This is a genomic window from Amycolatopsis sp. NPDC024027 (genome assembly GCF_040638975.1).
Lineage (GTDB): Bacteria > Actinomycetota > Actinomycetes > Mycobacteriales > Pseudonocardiaceae > Amycolatopsis.
Genome location: NZ_JBEZYY010000005.1, coordinates 277,436 through 303,799 on the forward strand (window position 1 = coordinate 277,436; position 26,364 = coordinate 303,799).

Annotated in this window: 27 protein-coding genes; 11 read left to right on the plus strand and 16 right to left on the minus strand. The window is 71.8% G+C overall.

The window, feature by feature from the left end; genetic code table 11:
- Window positions 1-58 precede the first annotated feature (58 nt).
- A complete protein-coding gene (locus AB0F52_RS15680; protein WP_360170324.1) occupies window positions 59-3,190 on the plus strand; it encodes a GH92 family glycosyl hydrolase in 3,132 nt (1,043 codons plus the stop codon).
- Complete coding sequence (locus AB0F52_RS15685; protein ID WP_360170789.1) at window positions 3,187-5,310, plus strand: FUSC family protein; 2,124 nt, start codon at window positions 3,187-3,189, stop codon at window positions 5,308-5,310. Before AB0F52_RS15680 ends, AB0F52_RS15685 begins: the two co-directional genes overlap by 4 nt.
- Window positions 5,311-5,377: 67 nt before the next feature.
- Here the strand turns inward: AB0F52_RS15685 and AB0F52_RS15690 are convergent, their stop codons facing one another.
- From AB0F52_RS15690 to AB0F52_RS15710, 5 genes are all read right to left on the minus strand, one after another.
- Window positions 5,378-6,007 (minus strand): DUF4360 domain-containing protein, encoded by a 630-nt coding sequence (locus AB0F52_RS15690; protein WP_360170792.1) that lies wholly within the window; start codon window positions 6,005-6,007, stop codon window positions 5,378-5,380.
- A 245-nt stretch (window positions 6,008-6,252) separates the two neighbouring features.
- On the minus strand, window positions 6,253-6,396 hold the full coding sequence (locus tag AB0F52_RS15695; protein WP_360170327.1) for a hypothetical protein: 144 nt from the start codon (window positions 6,394-6,396) through the stop codon (window positions 6,253-6,255).
- Between the two features lie 34 nt (window positions 6,397-6,430).
- Window positions 6,431-7,282 (minus strand): TIGR03560 family F420-dependent LLM class oxidoreductase, encoded by an 852-nt coding sequence (locus AB0F52_RS15700; RefSeq protein WP_360170330.1) that lies wholly within the window; start codon window positions 7,280-7,282, stop codon window positions 6,431-6,433.
- Window positions 7,273-7,650 (minus strand): VOC family protein, encoded by a 378-nt coding sequence (locus AB0F52_RS15705; protein WP_360170333.1) that lies wholly within the window; start codon window positions 7,648-7,650, stop codon window positions 7,273-7,275. The genes AB0F52_RS15700 and AB0F52_RS15705 overlap by 10 nt, the downstream gene beginning before the upstream one ends.
- Window positions 7,647-8,045, minus strand: coding sequence for a nuclear transport factor 2 family protein (locus AB0F52_RS15710; protein ID WP_360170336.1), 399 nt, complete (start codon window positions 8,043-8,045; stop codon window positions 7,647-7,649). The genes AB0F52_RS15705 and AB0F52_RS15710 overlap by 4 nt, the downstream gene beginning before the upstream one ends.
- A gap of 94 nt (window positions 8,046-8,139) precedes the next feature.
- Here AB0F52_RS15710 and AB0F52_RS15715 point away from each other — a divergent pair, with 94 nt between their 5' ends.
- The 3 genes from AB0F52_RS15715 to AB0F52_RS15725 all read left to right on the plus strand — a co-directional run bounded on the left by AB0F52_RS15715 (window position 8,140) and on the right by AB0F52_RS15725 (window position 10,419).
- Window positions 8,140-8,571 carry a MarR family winged helix-turn-helix transcriptional regulator gene (locus tag AB0F52_RS15715; protein WP_360170339.1) on the plus strand — a complete coding sequence of 144 codons (432 nt, stop codon included), beginning with the start codon at window positions 8,140-8,142 and terminating at the stop codon, window positions 8,569-8,571.
- A gap of 139 nt (window positions 8,572-8,710) precedes the next feature.
- Window positions 8,711-9,697 (plus strand): malate dehydrogenase, encoded by a 987-nt coding sequence (locus tag AB0F52_RS15720; protein WP_360170342.1) that lies wholly within the window; start codon window positions 8,711-8,713, stop codon window positions 9,695-9,697.
- A gap of 122 nt (window positions 9,698-9,819) precedes the next feature.
- Window positions 9,820-10,419 carry an ATP-dependent Clp protease proteolytic subunit gene (locus AB0F52_RS15725; RefSeq protein ID WP_360170345.1) on the plus strand — a complete coding sequence of 200 codons (600 nt, stop codon included), beginning with the start codon at window positions 9,820-9,822 and terminating at the stop codon, window positions 10,417-10,419.
- 106 nt (window positions 10,420-10,525) lie between these two features.
- On the opposite strand, the gene AB0F52_RS15730 is transcribed toward AB0F52_RS15725, so the two are convergent.
- From AB0F52_RS15730 to AB0F52_RS15745, 4 genes are all read right to left on the minus strand, one after another.
- Window positions 10,526-12,580, minus strand: coding sequence for a M3 family metallopeptidase (locus tag AB0F52_RS15730; RefSeq protein ID WP_360170348.1), 2,055 nt, complete (start codon window positions 12,578-12,580; stop codon window positions 10,526-10,528).
- Between the two features lie 93 nt (window positions 12,581-12,673).
- A complete protein-coding gene (locus tag AB0F52_RS15735; RefSeq protein ID WP_360170351.1) occupies window positions 12,674-13,381 on the minus strand; it encodes a histidine phosphatase family protein in 708 nt (235 codons plus the stop codon).
- 50 nt (window positions 13,382-13,431) lie between these two features.
- Window positions 13,432-14,274 (minus strand): undecaprenyl-diphosphate phosphatase, encoded by an 843-nt coding sequence (locus tag AB0F52_RS15740; RefSeq protein WP_360170354.1) that lies wholly within the window; start codon window positions 14,272-14,274, stop codon window positions 13,432-13,434.
- A gap of 1 nt (window position 14,275) precedes the next feature.
- Window positions 14,276-15,313 (minus strand): LLM class F420-dependent oxidoreductase, encoded by a 1,038-nt coding sequence (locus AB0F52_RS15745; protein WP_360170357.1) that lies wholly within the window; start codon window positions 15,311-15,313, stop codon window positions 14,276-14,278.
- Between the two features lie 86 nt (window positions 15,314-15,399).
- Between AB0F52_RS15745 and AB0F52_RS15750 the strand changes: the two genes are divergently transcribed.
- From AB0F52_RS15750 to AB0F52_RS15760, 3 genes are all read left to right on the plus strand, one after another.
- Entirely contained in the window at window positions 15,400-16,368 is a 969-nt protein-coding gene (locus AB0F52_RS15750) for an aldo/keto reductase (protein ID WP_360170360.1), read from the plus strand.
- A gap of 98 nt (window positions 16,369-16,466) precedes the next feature.
- Window positions 16,467-17,480: a hypothetical protein gene (locus tag AB0F52_RS15755; protein WP_360170363.1), complete on the plus strand. Its 1,014-nt coding sequence runs from the start codon at window positions 16,467-16,469 to the stop codon at window positions 17,478-17,480.
- The gene (locus AB0F52_RS15760; RefSeq protein WP_004561940.1) at window positions 17,477-17,701 is read left to right on the plus strand and encodes a DUF5703 family protein; all 225 of its coding nucleotides are present in this window, start codon (window positions 17,477-17,479) and stop codon (window positions 17,699-17,701) included. Before AB0F52_RS15755 ends, AB0F52_RS15760 begins: the two co-directional genes overlap by 4 nt.
- Here AB0F52_RS15760 and AB0F52_RS15765 read toward each other — a convergent pair.
- From AB0F52_RS15765 to AB0F52_RS15775, 3 genes are read right to left on the minus strand one after another with little or no spacing between them, the layout of a single operon-like run.
- A complete protein-coding gene (locus AB0F52_RS15765; protein WP_360170366.1) occupies window positions 17,698-18,435 on the minus strand; it encodes an SRPBCC domain-containing protein in 738 nt (245 codons plus the stop codon). The genes AB0F52_RS15760 and AB0F52_RS15765 overlap by 4 nt on opposite strands.
- A gap of 1 nt (window position 18,436) precedes the next feature.
- Window positions 18,437-19,024 carry a helix-turn-helix domain-containing protein gene (locus tag AB0F52_RS15770; protein WP_360170369.1) on the minus strand — a complete coding sequence of 196 codons (588 nt, stop codon included), beginning with the start codon at window positions 19,022-19,024 and terminating at the stop codon, window positions 18,437-18,439.
- A 31-nt stretch (window positions 19,025-19,055) separates the two neighbouring features.
- Complete coding sequence (locus AB0F52_RS15775) at window positions 19,056-19,445, minus strand: MerR family transcriptional regulator (protein ID WP_360170372.1); 390 nt, start codon at window positions 19,443-19,445, stop codon at window positions 19,056-19,058.
- 28 nt (window positions 19,446-19,473) lie between these two features.
- Here AB0F52_RS15775 and AB0F52_RS15780 point away from each other — a divergent pair, with 28 nt between their 5' ends.
- Window positions 19,474-20,163, plus strand: coding sequence for a methyltransferase domain-containing protein (locus tag AB0F52_RS15780; RefSeq protein ID WP_360170375.1), 690 nt, complete (start codon window positions 19,474-19,476; stop codon window positions 20,161-20,163).
- Window positions 20,164-20,165: 2 nt separating this feature from the next.
- Here the strand turns inward: AB0F52_RS15780 and AB0F52_RS15785 are convergent, their stop codons facing one another.
- The 3 genes from AB0F52_RS15785 to AB0F52_RS15795 form a co-directional block, all read right to left on the minus strand.
- On the minus strand, window positions 20,166-21,047 hold the full coding sequence (locus AB0F52_RS15785) for an alpha/beta hydrolase (protein WP_360170378.1): 882 nt from the start codon (window positions 21,045-21,047) through the stop codon (window positions 20,166-20,168).
- Window positions 21,047-22,369 carry a M20/M25/M40 family metallo-hydrolase gene (locus tag AB0F52_RS15790; RefSeq protein WP_360170381.1) on the minus strand — a complete coding sequence of 441 codons (1,323 nt, stop codon included), beginning with the start codon at window positions 22,367-22,369 and terminating at the stop codon, window positions 21,047-21,049. The genes AB0F52_RS15785 and AB0F52_RS15790 overlap by 1 nt, the downstream gene beginning before the upstream one ends.
- Window positions 22,370-22,438: 69 nt before the next feature.
- A complete protein-coding gene (locus AB0F52_RS15795) occupies window positions 22,439-23,251 on the minus strand; it encodes an NYN domain-containing protein (RefSeq protein ID WP_360170384.1) in 813 nt (270 codons plus the stop codon).
- 194 nt (window positions 23,252-23,445) lie between these two features.
- Here AB0F52_RS15795 and AB0F52_RS15800 point away from each other — a divergent pair, with 194 nt between their 5' ends.
- Window positions 23,446-24,057 (plus strand): HAD family acid phosphatase, encoded by a 612-nt coding sequence (locus AB0F52_RS15800; protein WP_360170387.1) that lies wholly within the window; start codon window positions 23,446-23,448, stop codon window positions 24,055-24,057.
- A gap of 7 nt (window positions 24,058-24,064) precedes the next feature.
- Here the strand turns inward: AB0F52_RS15800 and AB0F52_RS15805 are convergent, their stop codons facing one another.
- Window positions 24,065-24,994 (minus strand): LacI family DNA-binding transcriptional regulator, encoded by a 930-nt coding sequence (locus tag AB0F52_RS15805; protein WP_360170390.1) that lies wholly within the window; start codon window positions 24,992-24,994, stop codon window positions 24,065-24,067.
- A 174-nt stretch (window positions 24,995-25,168) separates the two neighbouring features.
- Between AB0F52_RS15805 and AB0F52_RS15810 the strand changes: the two genes are divergently transcribed.
- Window positions 25,169-26,344 (plus strand): CaiB/BaiF CoA-transferase family protein, encoded by a 1,176-nt coding sequence (locus tag AB0F52_RS15810; RefSeq protein ID WP_360170393.1) that lies wholly within the window; start codon window positions 25,169-25,171, stop codon window positions 26,342-26,344.
- The last annotated feature ends 20 nt before the right edge of the window (window positions 26,345-26,364 follow it).

The window sequence follows — 26,364 nt, forward strand, 5'->3', positions numbered from 1 at the left end:
GGCGCGGGCAGCAGTGTTTCAGCACGCTGCGCCGTTCGGCGCCGGTTACGGTGGGCGCATGCCCGACGCCGTGTTCTTCTCGTCCTTCGAAAGCGGTGACCCGCAGCCGGCGGACCCCGGCCTGCACGTCGGCGACGGACCGGACCGCTCCCCCACGGCCAAGACCGGCGTGGGCTTCACCGGCACACGTGCTCTGCGCTACACCGCCCGGCCCCGCGCCGTCCTGTTCGAACTCGACGTGCCCGTCACCGGGCGCACCGAGCTGTCCTATGTGGTCTTCCCGGTCGCCGACGGCGAGATCCCCGCCTACCACGCCACCCGGGTCAGCCTCGACGTCGAATTCGCCGACGGCACCTCCGCCGGGTTCGCCCCGGCGGACGACAAGACGCTGTGGGTGGACCAGTGGAACCTCGTCCGCCGCCCGCTGGGGGCCTTCGCCGGGCGCCGGATCAGCCGGATCGTGCTGCGCACCGACGCGCCCGCGGAGATCACCGGCTGGCTCGACGACGTCCGCGTCGCCGACCGTCCCGAACCGCCGCGCGACGCCGTCGACTGCGTCCGCACCACCCGCGGCACGCACTCCAGCGGCGACTTCTCCCGCGGCAACACCTTCCCGGCCACGGCCGTGCCGCACGGGTTCAACTTCTGGACCCCGGTCACCGACGCCGGCGTGACCAACTGGCTCTACTCCTACCACCGCCACAACGACGCGCAGAACCGGCCCGCGCTGCAGGCGTTCGCGCTATCGCACCAGCCGAGCCCGTGGATGGGCGACCGGCACACCTTCCACATCATGCCCGGCACCGGCCCGGTCGAGCGCGGCCGCCGCAAGCGCGCCCTGGCCTTCAGCCACGACGACGAGACCGACTCACCGCACCACTACGGCGTCCGGTTCGCCAACGGGATGACCGCCGACCTCGCACCGGCGTCGCACGCGGCGATCATGCGGTTCACCTTCCCGGACAAGCACGGCTGGCTGCTGTTCGACAACGCCCGCAACCGCGGCCGCCTCCGCCTGAACCCCGACACCGGGGTGATCAGCGGGTACACCACTGTCCGCTCCCGGCTGTCGGCCGGGGCGCGCCGGATGTTCGTCTACGCCGTGACCGACGCCCCGGCCACCCGCGGCGCCAAGGTCCGCTTCCCGCCGTGGCGGCGGGTTTCGGGCTACTTCGAGTTCGACGGCCCCGACGTCACGCTGCGGATCGCGACGTCGCTGATCAGCCTCGCCCAGGCCCGGCGCAACCTGGAGCTGGAAATCCCGGCCGGGACGACGTTCGAGCAGGTCAAAGCCCAGGCCAGGCGGCTGTGGCAGGAGGAGCTCGGCCGCGTCGAGGTCGAAGGCGCCACCGAGGACCAGCGGACCACGCTGTACTCCGGCCTCTACCGGCTGTTCCTGTACCCGAACGTCGCGCATGAGAACACCCCCGACGGGATCCGGCACGCCAGCCCGGTCGTGCGCCGGCGGTGGCCGAGCACCCGCCGGCGCACCGGCGCGAAGGTCGTCGACGGCGAGCTGTACGTCAACAACGGCTTCTGGGACACCTACCGCACCACCTGGCCCGCCTACGCACTGCTCGCCCCGGAGCGCTGCGGCCGGATGATCGACGGCTTCGTCCAGCAGTACCGCGAAGGCGGCTGGATCGCCCGCTGGTCCTCCCCCGGCTACGCGGACCTGATGACCGGCACCAGCTCGGACGTCGCCTTCGCCGACGCCTACCTCAAGGGCGTCCGCGACTTCGACGTCGAGGCCGCCTTCGACGCCGGGCTGAAGAACGCCACCGTCAGCCCACCGCGCCGCGCGGTCGGCCGCAAGGGCCTCGAAGAGTCGATCTTCCTCCACTACACCCCGGCGTCGGTCCGCGAAGGACTGTCCTGGGCGCTGGAGGGGTGCATCAACGACTTCGGCCTGGCCAACCTCGCCGAGACACTGTCCCGGGAAAGCGACGGGCCGCGAGCCCGGACGTACGCCGACTACGCCGCCTACTTCCGCGAACGCGCGAAGGACTACGTCCACCACTTCGACCCGGAGATCGGCTTCTTCCAGGGCCGCCACCGCGACGGCCGCCGCAAGTTCGCCCCCGAGGGCTACGACCCGGCCGCCTGGGGCGGCGACTTCGTCGAGACCAACGCCTGGAACACCGCCTTCACCGCACCGCACGACGGCCCCGGCCTCGCCGCCCTCCACGGCGGCACCGAAGCGCTCGAAGCCAAGCTGGACACCTTCTTCGCCACCCCGGAGACCGGCCGCCGTCCCGGCGCGTACGGCGGCCTCATCCACGAGATGACCGAAGCCCGCGACGTCCGGATGGGCCAGTACGGCCACTCCAACCAGCCCTCGCACCACATCCCCTACGTCTACAACCTCGCCGGCGCGCCCGCGAAAACCCAAGCCGTCGTGCGGGAGGTGCTGCGGCGGCTCTACCTCGGCAGCGACATCGGCCAGGGCTACCCCGGCGACGAGGACAACGGCGAGATGTCCGCCTGGTACGTCTTCAGCGCCCTCGGCTTCTACCCCCTCGCCGTCGGCAGCCCGCGCTACGCGATCGGTTCACCACTGTTCGAGAAGGCGACCGTGCACCTGGGCGAGGGCAAGAAACTGGTCGTCCACGCGCCCGGCAACACCGATGAGACCGTCTACGTCCGCGGGCTCACCGTCGACGGCGCACCGCACGACGCCACCTCGATCGCCCACGCCACCCTCGCCGCCGGCGCCGAACTCGTCTTCGACCTGACGACCGAACCCACCGGCTGGGGCGCACCGCCGCCACCCGCCGAGCACCCGGCCCCCGTCACCGACCTGTCCGGCACCGCGACCAGTTCCGACGGCGCACGCGTCGGCGCGCTCTTCGACGACACCACCCGCACCCAGGTCACCTTCCGCAGCGCCACCCCGGCGATCGAGTTCACCGTCACCGGCGAACCCCGCGAAGTCACCCTGTACACGCTGACGTCCGGGGATCGCCGCGGCGACCCGAGCGCGTGGGTGCTGGAAGGCTCCGACGACGACACTGACGGCGCCGGCTGGACCACGTTGGACGAACGCGAGGGCGAACTGTTCCGCTGGCGCCGCCAGACCCGCCCGTTCGCCCTAGCCACCCCGGCCGCGCACGCCCGCTACCGGTTGCGGATCACCGCCACCCGCGGCCGCCGTGCCACCCTCGCCCAATGGGAGCTCCTCGCCCGATGAACCACCTCCGCACCGCCGCCCTCGACCGGCTCGTGGCGGCCGACCCCGGCCTGGTCCGGTTGCGGCTGGCCGGCTCCGCCGTGCTCGGCATCGTGCTCGCCGTGGCCGCGCTGCTCCCCGCGCACGTCCCGCTCACCGTCACCCTCGTCGGCGCCATCGCCGCGATGATGACGGCGTTCACCGTCAACGACCCCACCCCGGGCGGCCAGGCCGTCACCCTCGTCCTGGCCTTCCTCACCGGGGCCGCGTCGATCACCGTCGCCAGCCTCGGCTCGGCCGTGCCGCCGACCGACAGCATCGTGTTCGTCCTGCTGATCTTCGTCGCGGTCTACGCCCAGCGCTTCGGCGCCCGCGGCACGGCGCTCGGCTCGATCGCCTTCTTCCTGTTCTTCTTCCCGATGTTCCTGCAGGCCCACGTCACGCAGGTCCCGCAGCTGCTGATGGCGCTCGGCGTCGGCGTCCTGGCCAACGCCGTCGTCCGGTTCGTCCTGCTGCGGCGCAACGCCGCGGCCGAATTCCTCCGCGTGCGCCGCGCCTTCCGCGCCCGCCTGGGTGCCGTCGTCCGCGCCACCGAGGCCCACCTGGCGGTGTCCAACGCCGTCTCCGCGGGAAGAAGTACGTCGGCGGTCAACGGCAGCGAACGCACCCGCAAGCAACTGCGCTCGGCGCTGGCTCGGCTGCACGAGTGCGTGCTGCTCATCGAGGACGCCGCCCCCGACGTCCTCGACGACCGCGCCGCCGACCGGCTGCGCCGCCGCGCCATCGAAGTCGAGCTCGCGGTGCAGTGGCTGGCCATCACCGTCCAGCGCACCTGCTCCGGCGAACTCACCGCCGAGGTCCGCGACGACCTCATCGCCCGGCTCGCCCGCTTCCGCGCCCTCATGGAACGCGACCCGCGCGAGCTCCCGCTGATCAGCCAGACCGGCGAATACAGCCGCATGCTCGTCGAAGGCAGCCGCATCGACGAACACGCCGCCCCCGGCGACGGCGTCCGCAAAGCACTGGCCGAGCTGGCCCTCGCCGACGACCGGGCCCAGCGCGCCGCCGCGCCGGAAACCACCGCGGACCCCCTCGAAGACGAAGACGAGGAACCGGAACCCCGGCTCGCCTACGACAACCGGACCCGCAGCGCCATCCAGGCCGTCGTCGGCGGCGGGCTCGCCGTGGTCGGCGGCGAACTCGTCTCCCACCAGCGCTGGTACTGGGCCGTGCTCACCGTCTTCGTCGTGTTCATCGGCGCCTCCAGCGCCGGCGCCACCTTCGTCAAGGGCGTCCGCCGCCTCGGCGGCACCCTGATCGGCATCGTCGGCGGCGTCCTGCTGGCGTCGCTGGTCGGCGGCAACACCGCCGCCACCCTCGGCCTCATCCTCGTGTGCGTGTTCGGGATGGTCTACACCGCCCGGGTCTCCCAGGTGGTGATGGCCTTCTTCGTCACGAGCATGCTCGGCCTGCTCTACAGCCTGCTCGGCACGTTCAGCCTCGAAGTGCTCTGGATCCGCGTCGCCGAGACCGCCGTCGGCGCCGCCGCCGGCATCCTCGCCGCGGTCGTCATCGTCCCGGTCCGCACCCGCTCGGTCATGCTCGACGACATCGCCGCGGTGCTCGACGACCTCGAAGAGTTCCTCGAGCACACCCGCGGCCTGCTGGCGGGCGAGGAGAACGTCAACATCATCGAGCTCTCCCGCGACCTCGACCGCAGCGTCGAGCAGGTCCGCACCACCATCGAACCGCTGACCCACCCGGTGAACCTCCGCAGCGCCCGCCGCGACTACGGCTGGCACGTGCTCACCACCCTGGAAACCATCGCCTTCCGCGCCCGCCACGTCGCCGCGCGCGCCCAGCCCGGCCAGCTCGCCGGCCCCGACGCCGACCGGCTCCGGCAGTTCACCGGCCGGCTACTGGCCAACATCGACGTCCTCCGCAAAGCGCTGAGCGCCCCGGGTGGCCCCACACCCGGCACGCTCGTGCGCGACGACGGCACCCCCGTCTCCGACCGCGTCGAAGCGGCCGAAACCCGCGCCGTCCTCTCCAGCCTCAGCCACCTCGACGAGGCCCTCGTCTCCCTCGGCCGCGTCTTCGACGTCGAAGCCACCGATCCCCGGGCCCCGGCGACGCCCTGACGGCACCGGGGCGGCGCAGCTTTTCCCGCCGCGCCGCCCCTCTCCACCTCCGGTCACCCGGAGCCGATCACGGGCAGGTCAGCCACGCGAAGTGGTAGGTGGTGGTGATGCTGCCGTCGGTCGAGTCCATCGTGACGTAGCTCGTCGTCTTCTTCGGATCCGACGTCCCGACCGCGGACCGCAATTCCGTGTTGATGTTCAGGTTGCGTTCCTCGCCACACGGCTTGAACGCGATCGCGCCCACCTCCGTGGAATCGGTGAAATGCCAGTCGTCCTCGAAAGGCCCGGTCAGCGGGTGCTGAACGTACGCCGTCGGAGAATTGCCCTGGAAATAGTAGTTCGCTCTTTCCAGGCCGGTCGCACCACGTTCCAGGTGCGCGAATCCGCGGTAGTCGGCCTGCGCGATTCCGTAGGTGAACCCCTGCGGCACGTGCACCCGCAGGCCGATCTGGCAGTTCTTCCGGGCGTCCAGCGGCCCGGCTCCGACCCCGACCAACGCTGTGTAGGCGCTGTAGGTCACGGTGAACGCCGTATTGTCCTGCGAGACGGCGACCGCGGACGTACCGGTCGGACAGCCGGTGCCGATGGCGTTGACGACGTCGATGACGATTTTGTCGGGCGGCGGAGGGGTGTTCCACGAATGCGGGGTGACCACTGAGGACAGCGCCATTACGGCAGCAACGACCGCAGACAGCATCGGAATCCTTCCCAATACATTCAAATTGGGGACGGGGGCGCCGACCATGGTATCGAAAGGATCATGGAAGCAAACCCCGCTGAACGGAGCAACGCTGCACGGCTCGTCCCACCAAGCGACATTGCTCACGTTTCGATAATTTTCGCAAAGCCCATTCCGGTCGCCGCGAATAAATGCCCGGAGAAAACGATTTCGCGCCCCCGCTCCTCTGGCCGGCGCCCGCGATCACCCGCGTGACGTCCGGCTCAGCCGATCAACGCCGCCGCCCACCCCAGCGTCTCGACCCCGCCACCGGCCACGCACCGGATGATCCGAGCGATCAGCGACTTGATCAGGCTGGCCGCCGGGAGTTCGGCCACCTCGATCCGGCGCCACGAATCGCCACCCACGATCGAGCGGTGCACGCTCCGGCCGCCGCCCGGCTCAGCCGACCAGGGCGGCCGCTCGCCCCAGCGTCTCGACCCCCGCCACCGGCCACGGGCCGGCCGTGATCACCACCGCGTGGTCGATGCCCCACCCGGCGAACTCCTCGCACCGCCGCGCGAACGACTCCGCCGGCTCACCGGGGACCAGCCGGGTGCTGATCGTCTTCTCGATGGCGTCGTACGGCCGGCCCGCCTCTTCGCAGTGCCGCGCCAGGACGGCGAGCTTGTGGCGCACCGTCCGCCCGCCGTCCGGGATGTCGAACACGTTGCACGCGTCGGCGTACCGGGCGACCAGCCGCAGCGTCCGCCGTTCACCCGCGCCGCCGACGAGGATCGGCGGCCGCCGCACCGGCCGCGGACTCCCGATCGGACGCTCGAGCCGGTAGTGCTCGCCTTCGAACGGCGACTCGTCCCCCGCCCACATCCGCAGCGCCAGCCGCACGGTCTCCTCCACCCGCGCCAGCCGCTCGCCCGCCGGAGGGAACAGCAGGCCCATCGCCCGCGCCTCGCCGTCGTGGTGCCCGGCACCGATGCCGAACCGGGCGCGCCCACCGGACAGCACGTCCACCGTGGTGACGGCCTTGACCAGCAGCGCCGGCGGCCGGAACGTCACTGCCGAAACCATCGTGCCGAGCCCGATCCGGGCGGTCCGCCCGGCGAGGAAACCCAGTGTCGTGTACGCCTCCAGCATGGGCGAGTCCGCGGTGCTGTGCGGGTCGGCCTGCAGCAGGTGGTCGGCGACCCACACCGTGTCCAGCCCGGCATCCTCGGCCGCCACCGCGACCGCCGCGAGCTCTTCGGCCGGCTTGTCCGGCCACGAAAAGTCCGTGACCCCGATGCTCAAGCGCACGGCTGCCCCCTCGTCAGCAGCTCCAGGTTGTGGCCGTCGGGATCCTCGAAGTAGATCCCGCGGCCGCCGTGGAGACCGTTGACCTCACCGGGCCGTTCGTGGAACGGGTCCGCCCAATAGCCGACGCCCGCCGCTTCGATGCGCGCCATCGCCGCGTCGAAGTCGTCCTCGCCGACCAGGAACGCGTAGTGCTGGCTCGTGACGCGCTCCACCTGCAGGTAGTCCAGCGTGACGCCGTTCGCCAGCCGGACAGGCACGAAGGGCCCGGCGACCGGATCGGTCCGCAGGCCCAGGATCCCCGCCAGGAACTCCGCCGACTTCTCGCGATCGGTGGCACACACGATCGTGTGGTTCAGCTCGACGCTCATCGCCGGTCACCGCCGGGGACGAACGGCGCACCGATCGGGCTCAGGTGGATCCCCGCCAGCCGCCAGCGGCCGTCCTCGCGGACCAGCACGTGCGTGGCGCGGAAGCGCCCGTTCACCGGGTTCCCCCGGTGCGTGGCGACCTGCTCGTGCACGCCGATCGCGATCGCGGTGCCACCGAAGTCGCGGACCTCGACCTCCGTCCACCCCAGCTTCTCGGTGACCAGCTCGCCGCCGTCGTAGCGCGCCAGCCACTGGTCCCGGTCCAGCACGAACCCCAGCGGCCCGACCAGGCGGAACCCGTCGGTGGCCAACGCGGCCAGTGCCACGGTGTCGCCGCGTTCCTCCGCGGCAGCCCACACCCGGCCGAACTCGCGGACCTGCTCTTCGGTGCTCATCGCGTTCCCCTTCCGTTCGATGCCTCAACGTTAGAAGTCTAATCATTAGATGTCAAACGCTTAGACTTCTCGGCATCTGCGCTAGGGTTCCGCCGTGCCCAAACCCGCCACCGCCCCCATCGGCGTCGTCCTCGCCCGCACCGCCAAAACCGCCGCCCGCGCCTTCGACCACGCCCTCGCCGCCGCCGGCGGCTCCCAGCCCATCTGGCAGATCCTCATCTCCCTCAAAACCAGCCCCGTCGCCAACCAGCGCGAACTCGCCGACGCCGTCGGCATCCAAGGCGCCACCCTCACCCACCACCTCAACGGCATGGAAACCGCCGGCCTCGTCACCCGCCGCCGCGACCCCGAAAACCGCCGCGTCCACCTGGTGACGCTCACCGCGGAGGGCGAGCAGCTCTTCCTCCGGCTCGCCTCAGCGGCGATCGCCCACGACGAACGCATGCGAAAAGGCCTCACCGACACCGAGATCGCCCAGCTCGCCGACCTCCTCCACCGCCTCGCCGCCAACGTCACCGACAACTGAAAAGCGAGCTGTGACAACCGGGGTTCCGGAACCCCGAAAGCGATCCTCACAACAGTGACTGGACGCACCCGACCGGCAACGCCCAGGAGGGATAGGCTCCACAGCACTAGCCAAAGTCGTCTCAAGCTGGAGAACCGCAATGACCCAAGCCCCAGTCAACGTGACCGTCACCGGCGCCGCCGGCCAGATCGGCTACGCGCTGCTCTTCCGCATCGCGTCCGGTCAGCTCCTCGGCCAGGACGTCCCGGTGAAGCTGCGGCTCCTCGAGATCCCGCAGGCGGTCAAGGCGGCCGAGGGCACCGCGATGGAACTCGAAGACGGCGCGTTCCCCCTCCTCGCCGGCACCGACATCTTCGACGACCCCAAGCAGGCCTTCGAAGGCACCAACATCGCCCTCCTCGTCGGCGCCCGCCCCCGCAGCAAGGGCATGGAGCGCGGCGACCTCCTCGAAGCCAACGGCGGCATCTTCAAGCCCCAGGGCGAAGCCATCAACGCCGGCGCCGCCGACGACATCAAGGTCCTCGTCGTCGGCAACCCCGCCAACACCAACGCCCTCATCGCCCGCTCGCACGCCCCCGACGTGCCCGCCGAGCGCTTCACCGCGATGACCCGCCTCGACCACAACCGCGCCCTCGCCCAGCTCGCCAAGAAGCTCGGCGTCCCGGTGACCGAACTCCAGAAGGTCGCCATCTGGGGCAACCACTCCGCCACCCAGTACCCCTCGGTCCAGCACGCCGAATTCGGCGGCAAGAGCATCGCCGACGCCGTCGACCAGGCCTGGCTGGAGAACGACTTCATCCCCACCGTCGCCAAGCGCGGCGCGGCCATCATCGAAGCCCGCGGCCTCTCCTCCGCCGCCTCCGCCGCCTCGGCCGCCATCGACCACGTCTACACCTGGGTCAACGGCACCCCCGCCGGCGACTGGACCTCCGCCGCCGTCGCCTCCGACGGCTCCTACGGCGTCCCCGAGGGCCTCATCTCCTCCTTCCCGGTCACCGCCGAGAACGGCCAGTACAAGATCGTCCAAGGCCTCGAGATCGACGACTTCTCCCGCGCCCGCATCGACGCCTCCGTCGCGGAACTCGTCGAGGAACGCGACACCGTGGCCAAGCTCGGCCTCATCTGAGCCCACCCACCACGAAGGGCCGCCGTCCACTGCGGACGGCGGCCCTTTCGCGTCCGGCGAACACCGCACGCCCACAGCGAAACCGGCCCCGCAACCCGGGGCCCGCACCCTAACGTCGGCCCATGACCCTTCTCGCCGTACCCGACATGCAGGCACTCACCACCCCGTCACCCGACGACACGGTCTACCAACAGCTCCTGCGCGACCGCATCGTCTTCCTCGGCTCCGAGGTCAACGACGAAGTGGCCAACCGGATCGTCGCCCAGTTGCTCCTGCTCGCCGCCGACGACCCCGCGAGGGACATCACCTTCTACATCAACTCACCCGGCGGCTCGGTCACCGCGGGCATGGCCATCTACGACACCATGCAGCTCGTCCAGCCCGACGTCGCCACGTACGGCCTCGGGTTCGTCGCCTCCATGGGCCAGTTCCTGCTCTCCTCCGGCACGCCGGGGAAGCGCTACCTCCTCCCCAACACGCGGATCGTCATGCACCAGCCGTCGGCCGGGATCGGCGGGGCTGCCACCGACATCGCCATCCAGGCCGAGGTGTTCGGCCGGATGAAGCGCCGCATCGCGGAGATCACGGCGAGCCAGACCGGCCAAACCGTCGAGCGCATCACCGCGGACGCCGACCGTGACCGCTGGTTCGACGCCGACGAAGCTCTCTCCTACGGCTTCGTCGACCACATCGTCGCGGGCTCGCGAGCCGTCACGGCCTGACTGCCCGGTCTTTGCAGCTTTTAGGGTGCCGATAGCCGTACCGCGGGGCGGTTTTTCAAAATTGCCCCGCGGTATAGGTCGTTATACACTTGATGGTGGAGAGTGCTCAGACTCCGTCGAGGCCTCGGCGGGCCAGGAGGGGCTCGATCTCGGGGTCGCGGCCCCGGAAGGCGCGGAACGCGTCCATCGGGTCGATGCTGCCGCCCCGGCCGAGGAGGGTGCGGCGGAAGTGGTCGCCGTTCTCGCGGGTCAGTCCCCCGTTTTCGCGGAACCACTGGACGGTGTCGGCGTCGAGGACTTCGCTCCAGATGTAGGAGTAGTACCCGGCGCTGTAGCCGCCGCTGAAGATGTGGGCGAAGTAGGTCGTGCGGTAGCGCGGCGGGATCGCGTCGACGGCCACGCCGGCTTTCACGAGTGCCTCGGCCTCGAACGACTGCACCTCCCCCACGTGGTCGTCGACGCCGAGTCCGTGCCACGCCTGGTCGAGCAGGGAGGCCGCGAGGTACTCGGTGGTGGAGAACCCTTCGCCGTACTGCTGGGCGGCGAGCAGCTTCTCGACCTGCTCCTGCGGGAGGGCCTCCCCCGTCTCGTGGTGCTTGGCGTAGTGGGCCAGGACTTCCGGCCACAGCATCCACATCTCGTTGACCTGGGAGGGGTATTCGACGAAGTCGCGGGGGACGTTGGTGCCGGAGAACGTCGGGTAGCGGACCGCGGAGACCAGCGCGTGGAGGGCGTGGCCGAACTCGTGGAACGCGGTGACGACCTCGTCGAAGGTGAGCAGGGTCGGCTCCCCCGCCGGCGGCTTGTTCACGTTGAGGACGTTGACCACGACGGTTTTGCGGCCGAGCAGCTCGGACTGGTCGACGAAGGTGTTCATCCAGGCGCCGCCGCGCTTGGCGTCGCGGGTGTACAGGTCGAGCAGGTACAGGCCGAGCGGGGTGCCGTCGGCGTCGAAGACCTCGAAGGTCCGGACCTCCGGGTGGTACTTGGGCAGGTCGTCCCGCTCGGTGAAGGTCAGGCCGTACAGCTTGGTCGCGGCGTGGAAGACACCGTCGAGGTACACGCCGTCGGCCTCGAAGTACGGTCGCAGCGCTTCGGTGTCGACCTCGAAGCGCTCGCGGCGGACCTGGGCGGCGTAGAACGGCCAGTCCGACGGCCGCAGCTTCGCGCCGGGCACATCGGCTTCCAGCAGCTGCTGGAGCTCGGCGGCTTCGGCGCGGGCGTTGGCGACCGCCGCGGGTGCCAGCCGCTCCAGCAGCCCCGCCGCGGCTTCGGCCGTCTTCGCCGTCTCGTCCGCGATGACGTACGCGGCGTGGTCCGGGTAGCCGAGCAGCACGGCCCGTTCCGCGCGCAGGCGGACGATTTCGGCGACGACGGAGTTGTTGTCGCAGGCGTTGCCGCGGTTGCCGCGGGCCATCGACGCGGCGTGGATGCGCTCGCGGACGTCGCGGTTGCGCAGGGTTTCCAGTGGCGACGCCTGGCTGGTGGGGAGGCTCAGCGTGAGCACGTACTTGCCGTCCTCGCCGCGCGCGGACGCCGCTTCGGCCGCCGTGGCGATCGCGCCTTCGCCGAAGCCGTCGAGCTCGGCGCGGTCGGCGATGACGACGGCCAGCTCGTTGGTGTCCTTGAGCAGGTTCTGCTGGAACTTCGTCTGCAGGGTGGAGAGCTGCTCGTTGAGCTCGCGCAGCCGGGACTGCTCGGCCGGGCCGAGGCCGGCACCCGCCCGGCTGAAGTCGGTGTGCCGCCGTTCCAGCAGCCGCAGCGACTCTTCGTCGAGGCCGAGCTCGTCGCGGCGGGTGTGGAGCGCGTCGATCCGGGCGAACAGCTGCGGGTTCAGGTGGATCGCGTCGTGGTGGGCGGCCAGCTTCGGCGCGAACTCCGCCTGGATGGCCTGGATCTCGTCGGTGCTGTTGGAGCCGGACAGGTTGTAGAAAACGCTCGCCACGCGGCCCAGCAGTCCACCGGCGTGCTCGAGCGCCACGATGGTGTTCTCGAACGTCGGCTCGGCGTCCTGCGCCGCGATCTGCTCGATCTCGGCCGCGTGCTCGGCCAGCCCGGCTTCGAACGCGGGCCGGTAGTGCTCGTCGGAAATCCGGTCGAAGGGCGGCAGGGCGTAGGGCAGCTCGCTGGGTGCGGCGAACGGATTGTCCGGCGAAATCATCGGGCAGGCTCCTGGTCGGGGACGAACACTCGGTCCCGCCACCCTACGGGGTCCCCCGGTGCCGATGTCAGCGCTTTCCGGAGGTGGCCGGGGTCACCGGCCCGTGGTACCGCCCACCACGGCATCGCTGCTCGACGCGGCTTTCTTGCCCCGTTTCGGCTTGGGTTCCGGCGGCACGATGCCGCGCAGGTCGCCGCCGTGGTCGTTGACCCGCATGACGAACGGCCGCGTCTCGGTGTAGCGCACGACGGAGATCGACGCGGGGTCGACGACGATCCGCTGGAAGGCATCGAGGTGCTGGCCGAGCGCATCGGCCAGGATGGCCTTGATCACGTCGCCGTGGCTGCACAGCAGCCAGACCGCGTGGTCGCCGTGCTCGGCGGCGATCCGCCGGTCGTGGGCGCGGACGGCGGCCACCGACCGCGCCTGCATCTGGGCGAGGCCCTCGCCGCCGGGGAACACCGCCGCGGAGGGGTGCGCCTGCACGACCCGCCAGAGCGGCTCCTTCGCGAGGTGCTTGAGCTCCTTGCCGGTCCAGTCGCCGTAGTCCACTTCGGACAGCCCGGGCTCGACGGTCTTCTCGAGGTCCCGGGCGGCCGCGAGCGGGCCGACCGTCTGCTTGCAGCGCAGCAGGGGCGAAACGACGAGCCCGGCCAGCGGCACCCCGCCGAGGCGTTCGACGAGCTTCTCCGCCTGGGCACGTCCGGTGTCGTCGAGGTTGACCTTCGGAGACCGCCCGGCCAGGATGCCGGCGCCGTTGGCGGTGGACTTGCCGTGCCGGAGCAGAATGACCGTACTCACGGGACCCACCCTACGTGGGGACCGATCATGCGGTCCCCACGCGGGCGGCCTCAGTGCCCGACGGGCCCCGCGTTCGGATCCAGGACTCCGCTGAAGATCAGCACGTACAGCAGCACGCCGAGCACCAGCCGGTAGACCACGAACGGCACGAAGCTGCGCTTCTTGATGTAAGCCATCAGCCAGGCGATCACGACGTACCCGACGCCGAAGGCGACCAGCGTGGCCAGGATCGTCGGGCCCCACTGGGCCGGCACGTCGCCCGAGCCGATGTCCTTGAGCTTGTACACCCCCGAGCCGAACACCGCCGGCAGCGCCAGCAGGAACGAGTACTCCGCCGCCTCCGCCCGCGTGTAGCCCAGCAGCAGGCCCGCGCTCGTGGTGCCGCCCGAGCGGGACACGCCCGGGATGAGGGCCAGCGCCTGCGCGAAGCCGAAGCCCAGGCCGTGCGGCACGGTCAGGTCGTCCAGCGTGCGGTTCTGCTTCCCGATCCGGTCGGCGATCAGCAGGATCACGCCGAACACGATCAGCACCGTCGCGGTGATCCGCAGGTCGCGGAACGCGCTGTCGATCTGGTCCTGCAGCAGCAGCCCGAGCACCACGATCGGCAGCGAGCCGACGATGATCAGCCAGCCCAGCCGGGCGTCCGGGTCACGGCGCCACTCCGCCTTGTACAGCGAAAAGAACCAGGCTCGCAGGATCTTCCCGATCTTCGGCCCGAAGTAGATGATCACCGCCAGCTCGGTGCCGATCTGGGTGACCGCGGTGAACGCCGCGCCCGGGTCGTCCCAGCCCGCCAGCGCCGCGACGATCCGCAGGTGCGCGCTCGACGAGATCGGCAGGAACTCCGTCAGGCCCTGGACCAGGCCCAGGACGAGTGCTTCGAACCACCCCACGTCAGGCCACCCCCGCCAGCTCGAGCGCTTCGGCGGCGGTGCGCAGCGCCTCGGCCGGCTCCGGCGTGTAGGGCGACACCGACAGGGTGGTCACGCCGGCTTCGGCGTATTCCGTCATCTTCTCCGCGATCCGTTCCTTCGGACCCAGCAGCGACGTCGCGTCGAGGAACTCCGGCGGCACCGCCGCCATCGCCCCGGCCCGGTCGCCCGCCAGGTACTTCTCCTGCACTTCGGCGGCCTCGGCCGCGAATCCCATCCGGCACGCCAGCCGGTTGTAGAAGTTCTTCTCCTTGCTCCCCATCCCCCCGAGGTACAGCGCCGCGTAGCCGCGCACGGCGTCCGCGCAGGTCAGCCAGTCGTCGCCGGGCACCAGCGGCACCGACGGGACGACGTCGAAGCCGTCCAGGGTGCGCCCGGCCCGCTCGGCACCGGCGCGGACGTGGGCCAGCTGCTCCCCCGCGTGCGCCGGCGAAAAGAACACCGGGAGCCAGCCGTCGGCGATCTCCCCGGCCAGCTCCAGGTTCTTCGGTCCGATCGCCGCCAGGTAGAGCGGGATGTGCTTGCGGGCCGGGCGGACGGTCAGCCGCAGCGCCTTCCCCGGCCCGTCCGGCAGCGGCAGCGTGAAGTGCTCGCCCTCGAACCTCACGCGCTCCCGCCGCAGCGCCGCCCGCACGATCCCGGCGTACTCCCGGGTGCGGCCCACCGGCGAGGTGAAGCGGACGCCGTGCCAGCCCTCGGACACCTGCGGGCCGGACACGCCGAGGCCGAGCCGGAACCGGCCGCCCGAGAGCGTGTCGAGGGTCGCGGCGGTCATCGCCGTCATCGCCGGGGTGCGGGCCGGGATCTGCAGCACGGCGGCCCCGACGTCGATCCGCGACGTCCGCGCCGCGATCCACGACAGCACGGTGACCGCGTCCGAGCCATAGGCCTCCGCGGCCCACACGACCGCGTACCCGAGGTCCTCCGCGTGTTTCGCCAGGGCCAGGTTCGCGGGGTCGTTCCCCGATCCCCAGTAGCCGAGATTCAGTCCGAGTCGCACGGGGCCAGACCCTAACGGGGGCCTTGATCGCGACACGACTCACCTTGGTCTCCTCCGGACGGGGCAGCCCACTAGGCTCGGCGGTCGTGGAAAAGCGACTGCTCGGCCGCTCGGGACTGCGCGTCTCCCGTATGGCGCTCGGCACCATGACCTGGGGTGGCGACACGGACGCGGAGGAAGCCGCCAGCCAGCTGGTCGCCTTCGTCGACGCCGGCGGCACCCTGGTGGACACGGCCGACATCTACGGCGAGGGCGAGAGCGAGCGGGTGCTCGGCTCGCTGCTCGGCGACCTCGTGCCCCGCGACGACGTCGTCCTGGCCACGAAGGCGGTCGCCCGGCGCGACGACGGCCCGTTCGGCGGCGGTGCCTCGCGCGGGGCGCTGCTGACCGCGCTCGACGGCTCGCTCAAACGGCTCGGCACCGACCACATCGACCTGTGGCAGCTGCACGCCTGGGACGACTGCGTCCCGCTCGCCGAGACGCTCTCCGCTCTCGAATACGCCGTGACCAGCGGAAAGGTCCGTTACGTCGGCGTCTCGAACTACGCGGGCTGGCAGCTGGCCACCGCCGCCGCGGGCGCCTCGGCCATCGCTCCCCTCGTCTCCACCCAGGTCGAGTACTCGCTGCTGGAGCGCGGGGTGGACCGCGAGGTCGTGCCCGCGGCCGCCCACCACGGCATCGGGCTGCTGCCCTGGGCGCCGCTCGGCCGGGGCGTCCTGACCGGCAAGTACCGCACCGGCACGCCCGCCGACTCGCGCGGCGCGAACAGCGCCTACGCCGGCTACGTCGAGCACCACCGCACCGACCGCGCCGCCCGGATCGTGCAGGCCGTCGCGACCGCCGCCGACGGGCTCGGCACGTCCCCGCTGGCCGTCGCGCTGGCCTGGGTCCGCGACCGGCCCGGCGTCGTCGCCCCGGTCGTCGGCGCGCGCGACACCGGCCAGCTCACCGGCTCGCTGACGGCGGAGGGCATCACCCTCCCGCCCGCCATCCGGTCCGCGCTCGACGACGTCAGCGCGATCGAGGTCGGCTACCCCGAACGCTGGCCGCGGTGAGCGCCAGGTGTCTGTTCGGTGACACGCACGTGACGACACGGGGATCAGGGAGCATGCTGGTGAAAACCGTCCGCCGAGGGACAACTGGAGGCCGCAACGTGCGTCGGCTCGCCGCCGTGTCGTGGATCGCGCTCCCACTCGCCGGTGCCCTCGTGCTCTCGGGCTGTTCGTCGGTCAAGTCGACCGCCGACGACCTGCAGATCGTGGCGAACCCGACCGCCGCACGCCCGGCCGTCTCCCCTGCCGTGACCGTGAAACCCGCCGGTCAGGTGCTCGGGACGGGCTCGGTGTCGGCCGTCGCCGTGGACGCGAAGACCTCGACCCTCGTCGTTGCGGTTTCCTCGCCGGCGGCCTTGCAGCTCTACGACCTGGACGCGCTCGCGTCACCCCCGGTGAATATGCCGTTATACGGCAAGGTCTCGCGGCTGACGGTGGCGCCGGGGCGGGTCGAGATCGCCGAGCCCGATCAGGGTGTGGTGCAGCAGCTGACGTTGCCGGACCGGAAGCTGACCGAGACGAAGACGGGCGGGCAGCCGGCGTCGAGCATCGCGTTCGGGGCGGATCGGCTGGTCGCGATGGGGGCGGGCAAGGACATCCGGGTGCTGCCGGCGGCGGGTCCGGCGCGGACGATCGGCGGGCAGCTCTACAGCGCCGACGACGTGGTCGACACCGGGAACGGCGTGGTGGTGCTGGACCGGCTGCGGACGGCGGTGTTCTCGGTCGACGTCGCGGGCGGGAAGGTCGACGAGGGACTGCGGGCGGGCGATGGCGCCGCGAACGCCGTGGCGGACTCCTACGGGCGGGTGCTGGTGACCGACGCGCGGGCGGGGGCGCTGCTGGCGTTCTCGGCGGCCCCGCTGATCCTGAAGCAGCGGTTCCCGGTGCCGGGCGGGGCGTACGGGATCGCTTACGACGCGACGCGCAGCCTGGCGTGGGTGACGCTCACCGAACGCAACGAAGTGGCGGGGTTCGACGTCCGCGGCGGCGAGCCCGTCGAGAAGTACCGGTTCCCCACCGTGCGCCAGCCGGACTCGGTCGGGGTGGACGAGAAGAGCGGCCGGGTGATCGTCGGCTCGGCCGCCGGAGAAGGGACCCAGGTGATCCAGCCATGACAGCGGTCAGCGAGGCGGTGGTCGAAGGGGATTGGGAGTATCGCCGTCTGCACCTCCCCCCGGGCGTGTCCCGGCGTGCGGCGGCGATCCAGCTCTCCATCCACGCGGAGTTCGCGGGCTGGGAACTGCGCACCGTGCGGCTCTACGCCGACGGGACGCGCCGGGTCTGGCTGCGCCGCAAGAAGACGGCCCAGAGCCTGCCCGGCGCCCTGCCGACCTAGCCGAACACCCGCTTCAGCCACTCGCCCCAGGCCTTCTCCTCGGTGCCGGGGTCGGTTCCCGGCGTGAAGACGTGGTGGGAGGCGACCATCGGCCCGTGGAAGCCGCGCAGGAAGCGGTACATCGCTTCCCCGGTGCGGACGCCGACGGCCTGGTCGTTCACGAGGTAGACGACGCCGTCCCGGCCGCCCGGCTCGATCCGGACGCGGTCGCCTTCGGCGGGCCGCGCCGGCAGGCCGAGGGCCGTGCCCAGCCGCGCCCACGCCTGGTCCCAGTCCCCCACCGGCGGGCCGAACGCCGTCACCGGCACCGCCGTGCGGCCCGTGAAGTGCGTGACGTACTCGACCAGGGTGCGGAAGAACAGCGCGCCGCCCGCGGTCATCGCCTCGAACTCGTCCTCCCAGTCGTCGCCGGGCAGGAAACCGCTGGTGACGCACCGGATCACCGAGCTGCCGCCGGCCCGGCCCTCGACGAGGAACTCGTAGGCGATCCGCCGTCCGTCCGGCGCGGTCCCGCTGCCGTAGGCGAGCTTGGCGGGCGGCTCCCACTCGCGGATCCGGTACTCCGGCTCGTACCCGCCGAAGGCGCCTCGGACCGTGCCGCCGGTGCCGCCGTCGACCTCGTTGCGGCCCATGAACCACGAGTCGATGCCGGGACCGGTCGCGATGGCGGCCCACACCTGCTCGGGCGTGGCGCCGACCTCGGCGGTGTCGGTCAGTTCGAATTCGGGCCCCATTTCAGGACTCCTCCGGGACGCTCGGGTGCACGGCGACGACCACCCGGTGACGGCGGCCCTTCTCGGCCGTCTCGTCGTGGTACTTGCCCACCAGCGTCGTGACCGCGGTCGTGAGCTCCTCGGCGAACGCGGCCCGGTCGGCGGCGGAGGCGAACCGCACCTCGCCGTCGAGCGCGAAGGTCGCGACGCGCTGCTGGGCCTTCGCCGCGCCGGTGATCAGCACGCCGACGTCGCGCACCAGCCGGCCGGCGACGGCGAGCAGCCACCGCGCCGAGAGCCGGTCGGGTGAGCGGGCCGGGTCCGGCTGGACCGCGGCCAGCGCCGTCGGCGAGATGACGTACGAGGCCGCCGTCGCCCGCATCATCCGCTCGGTGACGTTGCCCTTGCGGCGTTCTTCGACCAGTTCCACCAGGCCGTGCTTCTCCAGCGCCCGCAGGTGGTAGTTGACCTTCTGGCGCGGCAGGCCGACGCGGGTGGAGAGCATCGTCGCCGACGCCGGCTCGGCCAGTTCGGCCAGCAGCCGGGCGCGGACCGGGTCCAGCGACACTTCGGCCGCCGCCGCGTCTTCGATCACCGCCACGGGAAACATGGGGCCAGCATCCAGCCGAACAGAGAAGTTGTCAAGAATTCGCTTCTTGTCGGCCGAGCCGCTCGGCGAGCAGCCCCTGGAAGTGGGGGCACGCCATGAGATCGTCGTGCGGGCAGTCGCCCTCCAGGAGCTCGAGCGCGGCCTGCGCCCGGGCGATCCGGGTCCGCAGCCGCTCGCGCTGCCGGGCCGCCATCGCCGCCCGGTCCGCCGCGGACCGCGCGGTCAGCATCGTCCGGATGTCCGCGAGCTCGAACCCGGCTTCCTTCGCGACCAGGATGGCGGCCACCCGGCGCAGATCCGCCTCGGTGTAGCGACGCCGTGGCCCCACCCGGGCCGGGGCCAGCAGCCCTTCCGCCTCCCAGTAGCGCAGTACGTGAGCGGGCAGCCCGAACCGGGCCGCCACTTCGCCGATTGACTTCATCCCGGCATTAAGTCGCAGGATGGGCCGCATGTCCACGTTGCTCACGCTCCTTGACGCCCTCGACGACCGCCCGCAAGCCGTCGACCTGCGGGAACGCACCTACCGAGGCCTCGGCGACGCCGTGGTCGACGTCGGCTGCGGCGGCGGCCGCGCCGTCGGCGAGCTGGCCGCCCGCGGGGTGCGGGCCATCGGCGTCGACGCCGACCCGGCCATGATCGAGACGGCCGCCGCCCGCTGGCCCGCCGGCGAGTTCCACGTCGCCGACGCCGCCGCTCTGCCCCTCGGCGACGGCTCGGTCACCGGCTACCGCGCCGACAAGGTCCTGCACGTCCTGCCCGACCCCGCGCGCGCCGTCGCCGAGGCCCGTCGCGTCCTGGCCCCGGGCGGCCGCGCGGTGCTCACCGGCCAGGACTGGGACACCATCGTGATCGACTCCGACGATCCCGTGCGCACCCGTTCGATCGTCCACACGCGCGCGGACGGCATGCCCCACCCCCGGATCGCGCGGCGGTACCGGAACCTTTTGCTGGACAACGGGTTCACCGACGTCACCGTCGAAGTCCACGCGCTCGTGTGGACCGACGCCGGGGCCTTGCCGGTGCTCGCCAACCTCGGCGGCGACGGGGCCTGGCTGGCCGAGCAGGCCGCCCGGGCCCGCGACGACCGGCTGTTCGTCGCGGTGCCGATCTTCCTCGCCGCGGGCACCCGCGCCGGGTGAGCTCAGCTCCGCAGGCTCGCGTTGACCAGCGCGACGATCCGCGGCAGCACCTGGGCCGCGGCCTCCAGCGGCACGACGTGCCCGACGCCGGGCAGCACCACGGCGGTGCCGTTGCCGAGGCCGCGGACCCACTGCTCCACATCGGACGCACGGACGATCCGGTCCCGCTCCCCCACGATCGCCGTCACCGGCAGGCCGGCGACCTGGGCCAACGCCGCGTCGCGGGCGTAGGCGTCCATGGCCGGGCGGAACACGGACACGGTGTGGGGCCAGTTGCCGCGGATCATCTTCACGGTCAGTTCGACCAGGTCCGGGTCCGGGTCGTCGCCGAACAGCCACCAGCGCAGCCCCGCGCTGACCGCCCGGCTGGTGTGCTCCCGCACGACGCCGAACAGCTTCGAGCCGAGCACCGCCTCGAGGTCGCGGACCAGCTTCCCCAGCGCGTTCGGCCAGGTCGCCGACACCTCCGCGGCGAGCGTGCCCGACGACGTCGCCAGCAGCACCAGCCCCGCCACCCGTGCGGCGAACAGGTCCGGGTGCCGTTGCGACAGCGACATGACGGCCAGGCCGCCCATGTCGTGGCCGACCAGCACGATCCGGCCCTCGGGCACCTCGCGCGCCAGCAGCTCGGCGAGGTCGTCGCCGAGCTGTGCCATGGTCGCCGTCCCGCGCCGCGCCCGCCCCGAGCCGCCGTGGCCGCGCTGGTCGTAGGTCAGCACCGCCACCGGCCCGCCGGCGGCGTCCGGCACCAGCGGCGCGATCCGGCCCCAGCTGCGCTGGTCGAGCGCGTAGCCGTGGACGAACACCACGGTCACCGGCGCGGCCGGGTCGCCCCTGCGGATCACCTGCAGGGGCGTGCCGTCGGCGAGCGCGAACCCGGTCATCAGGACGTGCGCAGGAACCGGTCCAGCACGCGGGTGCCGAACTTCAGCGCCTCGACCGGGACCCGCTCGTCGACGCCGTGGAAGAGCGCCGAGAAGTCGAGGTCCGCGGGCAGCTTGAGCGGGGCGAAGCCGAAGTTGCGGATGCCCAGCTCCTGGAACGACTTCGCGTCGGTGCCGCCGGACAGCATGTACGGCAGCGTCTTCGCGCCCGGGTCTTCGGCCAGGACCGCGGCGGTCATGGCGTCCACGAGCGCGCCGTCGAAGGTCGTCTCGACCGGCGGGAGCTCCATCCACTCCTTCTCGATGTCCGGGCCGAGCAGCTCGTCGAGCTCGCGGTCGAAGGCCTCCAGGCGGCCCGGCAGGATCCGGCAGTCGACCGCCGCCTCGGCGACCGACGGGATGACGTTCGACTTGTACCCGGCGGTGAGCATGGTCGGGTTGGCGGTGTCGCGCAGGGTCGCGCCGATCATCCGGGAGATGTTGCCCAGCTTGGCGACCGAGCCCTCCAGGTCGTCCTCGGGGAAGTCCCAGCCGGTGATCTCGGTGACGCCGGCGAGGAACTCCTTCACCGAGTCGGTGAGCACGAGCGGGAACCGGTGGTTGCCGAGCTTCGCGACGGCCTCGGCCAGCTTCGTCACCGCGTTGTCGCGGTGGATCATCGAACCGTGCCCGGCGGTGCCGCGCACGCGCAGTTTCATCCAGCGGATGCCCTTCTCCGCCGTCTCGATGAGGTACGCGCGGACGTCGTCCTTGAGCGTGATGGAGAAGCCACCGACCTCGCTGATCGCCTCGGTGACGCCCTCGAAGAGCTCGGGGCGGTTCTCGACCAGCCACTGGGCGCCGTACTTGCCCCCGGCCTCCTCGTCGGCCAGGAAGGCGAAGACCAGGTCCCGCGGCGGCACGACGTTGTTCAGCTTGTAGTGCCGGGCCAGCGCGAGCGCCATCCCGCACATGTCCTTCATGTCGACCGCGCCCCGCCCCCAGACGTAGTCGTCCTGGACCGCGCCGGAGAAGGGGTGGACCGACCACTCCGAGGCGTCGGCGGGCACGGCGTCGAGGTGGCCGTGGATGAGCAGCCCACCCCGGGACCGGTCGGCGCCTTCCAGCCGGACGATCACGTTGTGCCGGTTCTTCCCGCCCGACTCGACGTAGGTGATCTCGTAGCCGGCGTCGGTCAGCTTCTCCGCCACGTACTCCGCCGCCGCCCGCTCGCCGACCAGCGTGTCGGGATCGCCGGTGTTGGTCGTGTCGATGCGGATGAGCTCACTGGTCAGCGTGACGGCCTCGGCCGCGGCGGCTTCGATCAGGTTCGGTTCGGTCACCGGCCATTCCTATCACCCGGATGGCCGGGTGCGCTGGCCGTGGGAACCGGGTGTGATCAGCGCGGGCATTCACTCAGGCGGCGGCCCGGCCTGTTCGGGCGCGGCAACCTGGCCGGGGCGTCGTCGTCGGTCGCGCACGTAAATGACCGGCGGCTTGCTCTCACCGGGGCTGCGGCGGCTCATCTCGAACAGCGTGGTCGCGGCGATCAAGTCACTGAGCTTGGCGTAACCATAGGTGCGGGAGTCGAAGTCCGGACGTTGCTTCGTGACGATGTTGCCGATGGCGGACAGCGACGCCCAGCCATCGTCGTCGGAAGCGGCTTCGGCGGCGTTGCGCAGCACAGCCATCAGCGAGCTGTCGCTCGCGAGTTGCGCGGCCCGAGCGGACGGCTTCTGCGCGGGCACCGAGTCGACCGGCGCGGCCGCGCCGCCGGAATAGCCGAGGTTCTCGACGTAGATGAACTTGTCGCAGGCCGCGACGAAGGGTTTGGGTGTCTTGCGTTCACCGAAGCCGTACACGGTCAGACCCGATTCGCGCAGACGCGCCGCCAACCGGGTGAAGTCGGAATCGCTGGAGACGATGCAGAACCCGTCGAAGCGGTCGGAATACAGCAGGTCCATCGCGTCGATGACCATCGCCGCGTCGGTGGCGTTCTTGCCGGTCGTGTAGGCGAACTGCTGGATCGGCTGAATCGACTGGGCCAGCAGCTGATCTTTCCAGCCTTTCAGGCTCGTACCGGTCCAGTCGCCGTAAGCGCGCTTCACGTGCGCGGTGCCGTACTTGGCGACCTCGGCCAGCAGCGCCTCGGTGATCCCCGGCCGCGCGTTGTCCGCGTCGATGAGCACTGCCAGCTTGGCGGCGCTCTCACTGGCTGTGGCCATGTCGTACTCCCCGTCATCCTTCACCGCGGCCGGACGGAACCACCGTTCCAGGAGTTCTCCCCTGGCCGGCCCGAGTGAATCCTGCCCGACCCGGGGACTCGGCGCGCCCCGGTTTCCCGGTCTCCGGCGAACATGAAACAAAATCGGCTACTTGCCGGTACGCTCCGCCGCGGCCGGCTGGTGGACTGTCAGCCATGTCGTCCACTTCGAAGGCGCGGCTCGCCGTCGCCGGCGTCGCCTCCTCCGTCCTGCTGCTGCTCGGCAGCGCCGGGACCGCCGATGCCCGTTCCGCGGCCGGGCCGGCCGCGGTCTCGGCCGCCGCTCCCGCCTACGCCACCTGGATCGCGGACGTCACCGCGGTCACCGCCCCGGCCGCCGACTACCTCGACCAGCGGCTCGCCGTCCCGGGCGGCCGGACCGCGATCGTGCTCGACATCGACAACACCAGCCTGGAGACCTACTACTCCGGCGGGATCACCACGCCGGCAGTCAAGCCGGTCCTGGCGCTCGCCAAGTTCGCCCACGCCAAGGGGGCCGCGGTCTTCTTCGTCAGCGACCGCACCGAAATCCTCCGGTGGCCCACGGAAGGCAACCTGAAGGCGGTCGGCTACCCGATCGACGGGCTCCACCTGCGTCCCCTGTTCAACTTCGACCCGGTCCAGGCCAACAAGACCAAGGCCCGGACCGCGATCGAACAGGCCGGGTACGCCATCGTCGCGAACATCGGCAACAACCGCACCGACCTCGACGGCGGGCACGCCGAGCGGACCTTCAAACTGCCCGACTACAACGGCGTCCTGTCCTGACGCCGGCTCAGGCGACGGGAGCGATCGTCTCCCCGGCCACGGGCGGGCAGGTGAGCAGCCGATGCCTGCCTGCCCCCGTGCCGACCACCGACGCCAGCAGCCGCACCGCCTCGCGCCCGAGCGCGCGCCGCGGCACCTCGAAGCCGCTGATCTCCGGGCCGGCCGTCCCGGACGGCGGGCGGCCCAAGACCGCCAGGGAGACGTCGCCGGGCACCGTGGCCCCGGCCGCCCGCAGGGCCCGCTGCGCCGGGGCGAGGACGGCCTCGTCCACCACCAGCGCGGTCATGCCTTCGGCGAGCCAGCCGCGGATCGCCGCCTCGGCGAGGCCGGTGCCGTCGGCGACGACCACGACGCCGGCCGCGGTGCGGATCCCGCGTTCGCGTTCGCGCGCGGCCGGGGTGTCGGCCGGCTCGCGCAGGTAGCGGATCCGCCGGTGGCCCGCCCGCACCAGCCGGGCAACCACTTCGGCCGAGGCCGGCGCGTAGTCGGCGTCGACACACGGAACGCGGCCGCCGAGCTCGGCACAGCGTCCGATGTGGACGATCGGAAAGCCGCCGGTGAGCAGCTCTTGCGGAACGGGACCCCCGAGGAACAGGCAGCCGTCGGCGAGCCGGGTGCGGCGGACGAGCGCGGGACCCGCCGCGGCGAACACGATCAGGTCCTTGCCGAGCGCGGCCGCCTCCGCCGCGATACCGGCCAGGACCGCCTGGTGCGCCTCGAACACCGGGGTGGTGGCGCAGATCCCGAAGAGGTCTTGGCACGCCGGCCGCTTCGCCAGCGGATCGGCGTAACCCAGCCGCCGGGCGGCTTCCAGCACCCGCAGCCGCGTCGACTCCGCCAGCCGGACGCCCGTGCGGTTGCCGCCGAGCACCACCGACACCGTCGCCTGGGAAACCCCCGCCACGCGCGCGATGTCGGCCTGCCGCACCCTGCCCATCGGGCACCTCGCTCGCCGGTCGCCGGGGTCAGCTGATCCGATTCAGAGTGCAAGCCCGCCCAGGGGTCGTCAACGGTTTTGCCCGAAACTCCAGCAGATTCGACCCCCGCATACTGATACGTATCACTCCCCGGCATCGCCGGTCAGGCCCGGCTCGGGTGGCAGGATGCGGCCATGCGTTCCCTGCCCCTCGACGGCGTCACCGTCGTGTCGTGCGAACAGGCCGTCGCCGCACCGCTGGCCACCCGGCACCTGGCCGACCTCGGGGCCCGCGTGCTCAAGGTCGAACGGCCCGGCACCGGCGACTTCGCCCGCGCCTACGACGAGACCGTGCACGGCCTCTCCAGCCACTTCGTCTGGCTGAACCGGTCGAAGGAAAGCGTCACGCTGGACCTCAAGAGCGACGCGGCGGCCGACGTCATGGCCGCGCTGCTGGACCGCGCCGACGTGTTCGTGCAGAACTTCGCACCCGGCGTCGCGGAGCGGCTCGGGCTGGGCGCGGCCGCCCTGCGCGCGACCCGGCCGCGGCTGATCACGTGCTCGGTGTCGGGCTACGGCTCCACCGGACCGTACCGCGACGCGAAGGCGTACGACCTGCTCATCCAGTCCGAAGCCGGGCTGGTGTCGGTCACCGGATCCGCGGCGGAGCCGGCCAAGAGCGGCATCCCGGCCGCGGACATCGGCGCCGGGATGTACGCCTTCTCCGGCATCCTCTCCGCGCTGTACGACCGCGAGCGGACCGGGCTGGGCACCGAACTCGAAGTCAGCCTGTTCGACTCGCTCGTCGAATGGATGGGCTTTCCGCTGTACTACGCCGGGTACGGCGGAACACCGCCACCGCGGACGGGCACCAGCCACGCCGCGATCGCCCCCTACGGCACCTTCACCGCGGGCGACGGGACCGAACTGGTGCTGGCGGTCCAGAACGACCGCGAGTGGGCGGCGTTCTGCGAGCACGCGGTCGCCCGCCCGGACTGGGTCACCGACGCCCGGTTCGCGACGGGCAGCGCGCGGGTGGCGAACCGGGCCGCCCTGGAAGCCGGGATCGACGCGATCTTCGCCGAGCTCACCGGCGCCGAGCTGGAGACGCGGCTGGGAGCGGGCCGCATCGCGCACGCCCGCCGCCGGAACCTGCCGGACGTCCTGGCCCACCCCCAGCTCACGGCGCGCGACCGGTTCGCCGAGGTCGCCACGCCGGCCGGGCCGATCCGGGCGACGCTGCCGCCGATCACGGTCCCGGGCCGGGCGCCGCGGATGGACCCGGTGCCGGCACTGGGCGAGCACACGGACGCGGTGCTGGCGGAGTTCGGCTTCGACGCGGAAGTGTTGCGGCGTCAGGGCGCGGTGTAGCGCACGCCGGCCTGCGGGTT

Bases quoted from the DNA above. Each gene is read 5' to 3' on its own strand.
- AB0F52_RS15785 (WP_360170378.1), bottom strand. From the start codon at position 21,047: ATGACCGGGTTCGCGCTCGCCGACGGCACGCCCCTGCAGGTGATCCGC.
- AB0F52_RS15725 (WP_360170345.1), top strand. From the start codon at position 9,820: ATGACCCTTCTCGCCGTACCCGACATGCAGGCACTCACCACCCCGTCA.
- AB0F52_RS15710 (WP_360170336.1), bottom strand. From the start codon at position 8,045: ATGAGCACCGAAGAGCAGGTCCGCGAGTTCGGCCGGGTGTGGGCTGCC.
- AB0F52_RS15810 (WP_360170393.1), top strand. From the start codon at position 25,169: ATGCGTTCCCTGCCCCTCGACGGCGTCACCGTCGTGTCGTGCGAACAG.
- AB0F52_RS15770 (WP_360170369.1), bottom strand. From the start codon at position 19,024: ATGTTTCCCGTGGCGGTGATCGAAGACGCGGCGGCGGCCGAAGTGTCG.
- AB0F52_RS15775 (WP_360170372.1), bottom strand. From the start codon at position 19,445: ATGAAGTCAATCGGCGAAGTGGCGGCCCGGTTCGGGCTGCCCGCTCAC.
- AB0F52_RS15765 (WP_360170366.1), bottom strand. From the start codon at position 18,435: ATGGGGCCCGAATTCGAACTGACCGACACCGCCGAGGTCGGCGCCACG.
- AB0F52_RS15805 (WP_360170390.1), bottom strand. From the start codon at position 24,994: ATGGGCAGGGTGCGGCAGGCCGACATCGCGCGCGTGGCGGGGGTTTCC.
- AB0F52_RS15685 (WP_360170789.1), top strand. From the start codon at position 3,187: ATGAACCACCTCCGCACCGCCGCCCTCGACCGGCTCGTGGCGGCCGAC.
- AB0F52_RS15760 (WP_004561940.1), top strand. From the start codon at position 17,477: ATGACAGCGGTCAGCGAGGCGGTGGTCGAAGGGGATTGGGAGTATCGC.
- AB0F52_RS15795 (WP_360170384.1), bottom strand. From the start codon at position 23,251: ATGGCCACAGCCAGTGAGAGCGCCGCCAAGCTGGCAGTGCTCATCGAC.
- AB0F52_RS15730 (WP_360170348.1), bottom strand. From the start codon at position 12,580: ATGATTTCGCCGGACAATCCGTTCGCCGCACCCAGCGAGCTGCCCTAC.
- AB0F52_RS15680 (WP_360170324.1), top strand. From the start codon at position 59: ATGCCCGACGCCGTGTTCTTCTCGTCCTTCGAAAGCGGTGACCCGCAG.
- AB0F52_RS15780 (WP_360170375.1), top strand. From the start codon at position 19,474: ATGTCCACGTTGCTCACGCTCCTTGACGCCCTCGACGACCGCCCGCAA.
- AB0F52_RS15705 (WP_360170333.1), bottom strand. From the start codon at position 7,650: ATGAGCGTCGAGCTGAACCACACGATCGTGTGTGCCACCGATCGCGAG.
- AB0F52_RS15800 (WP_360170387.1), top strand. From the start codon at position 23,446: ATGTCGTCCACTTCGAAGGCGCGGCTCGCCGTCGCCGGCGTCGCCTCC.
- AB0F52_RS15720 (WP_360170342.1), top strand. From the start codon at position 8,711: ATGACCCAAGCCCCAGTCAACGTGACCGTCACCGGCGCCGCCGGCCAG.
- AB0F52_RS15690 (WP_360170792.1), bottom strand. From the start codon at position 6,007: ATGCTGTCTGCGGTCGTTGCTGCCGTAATGGCGCTGTCCTCAGTGGTC.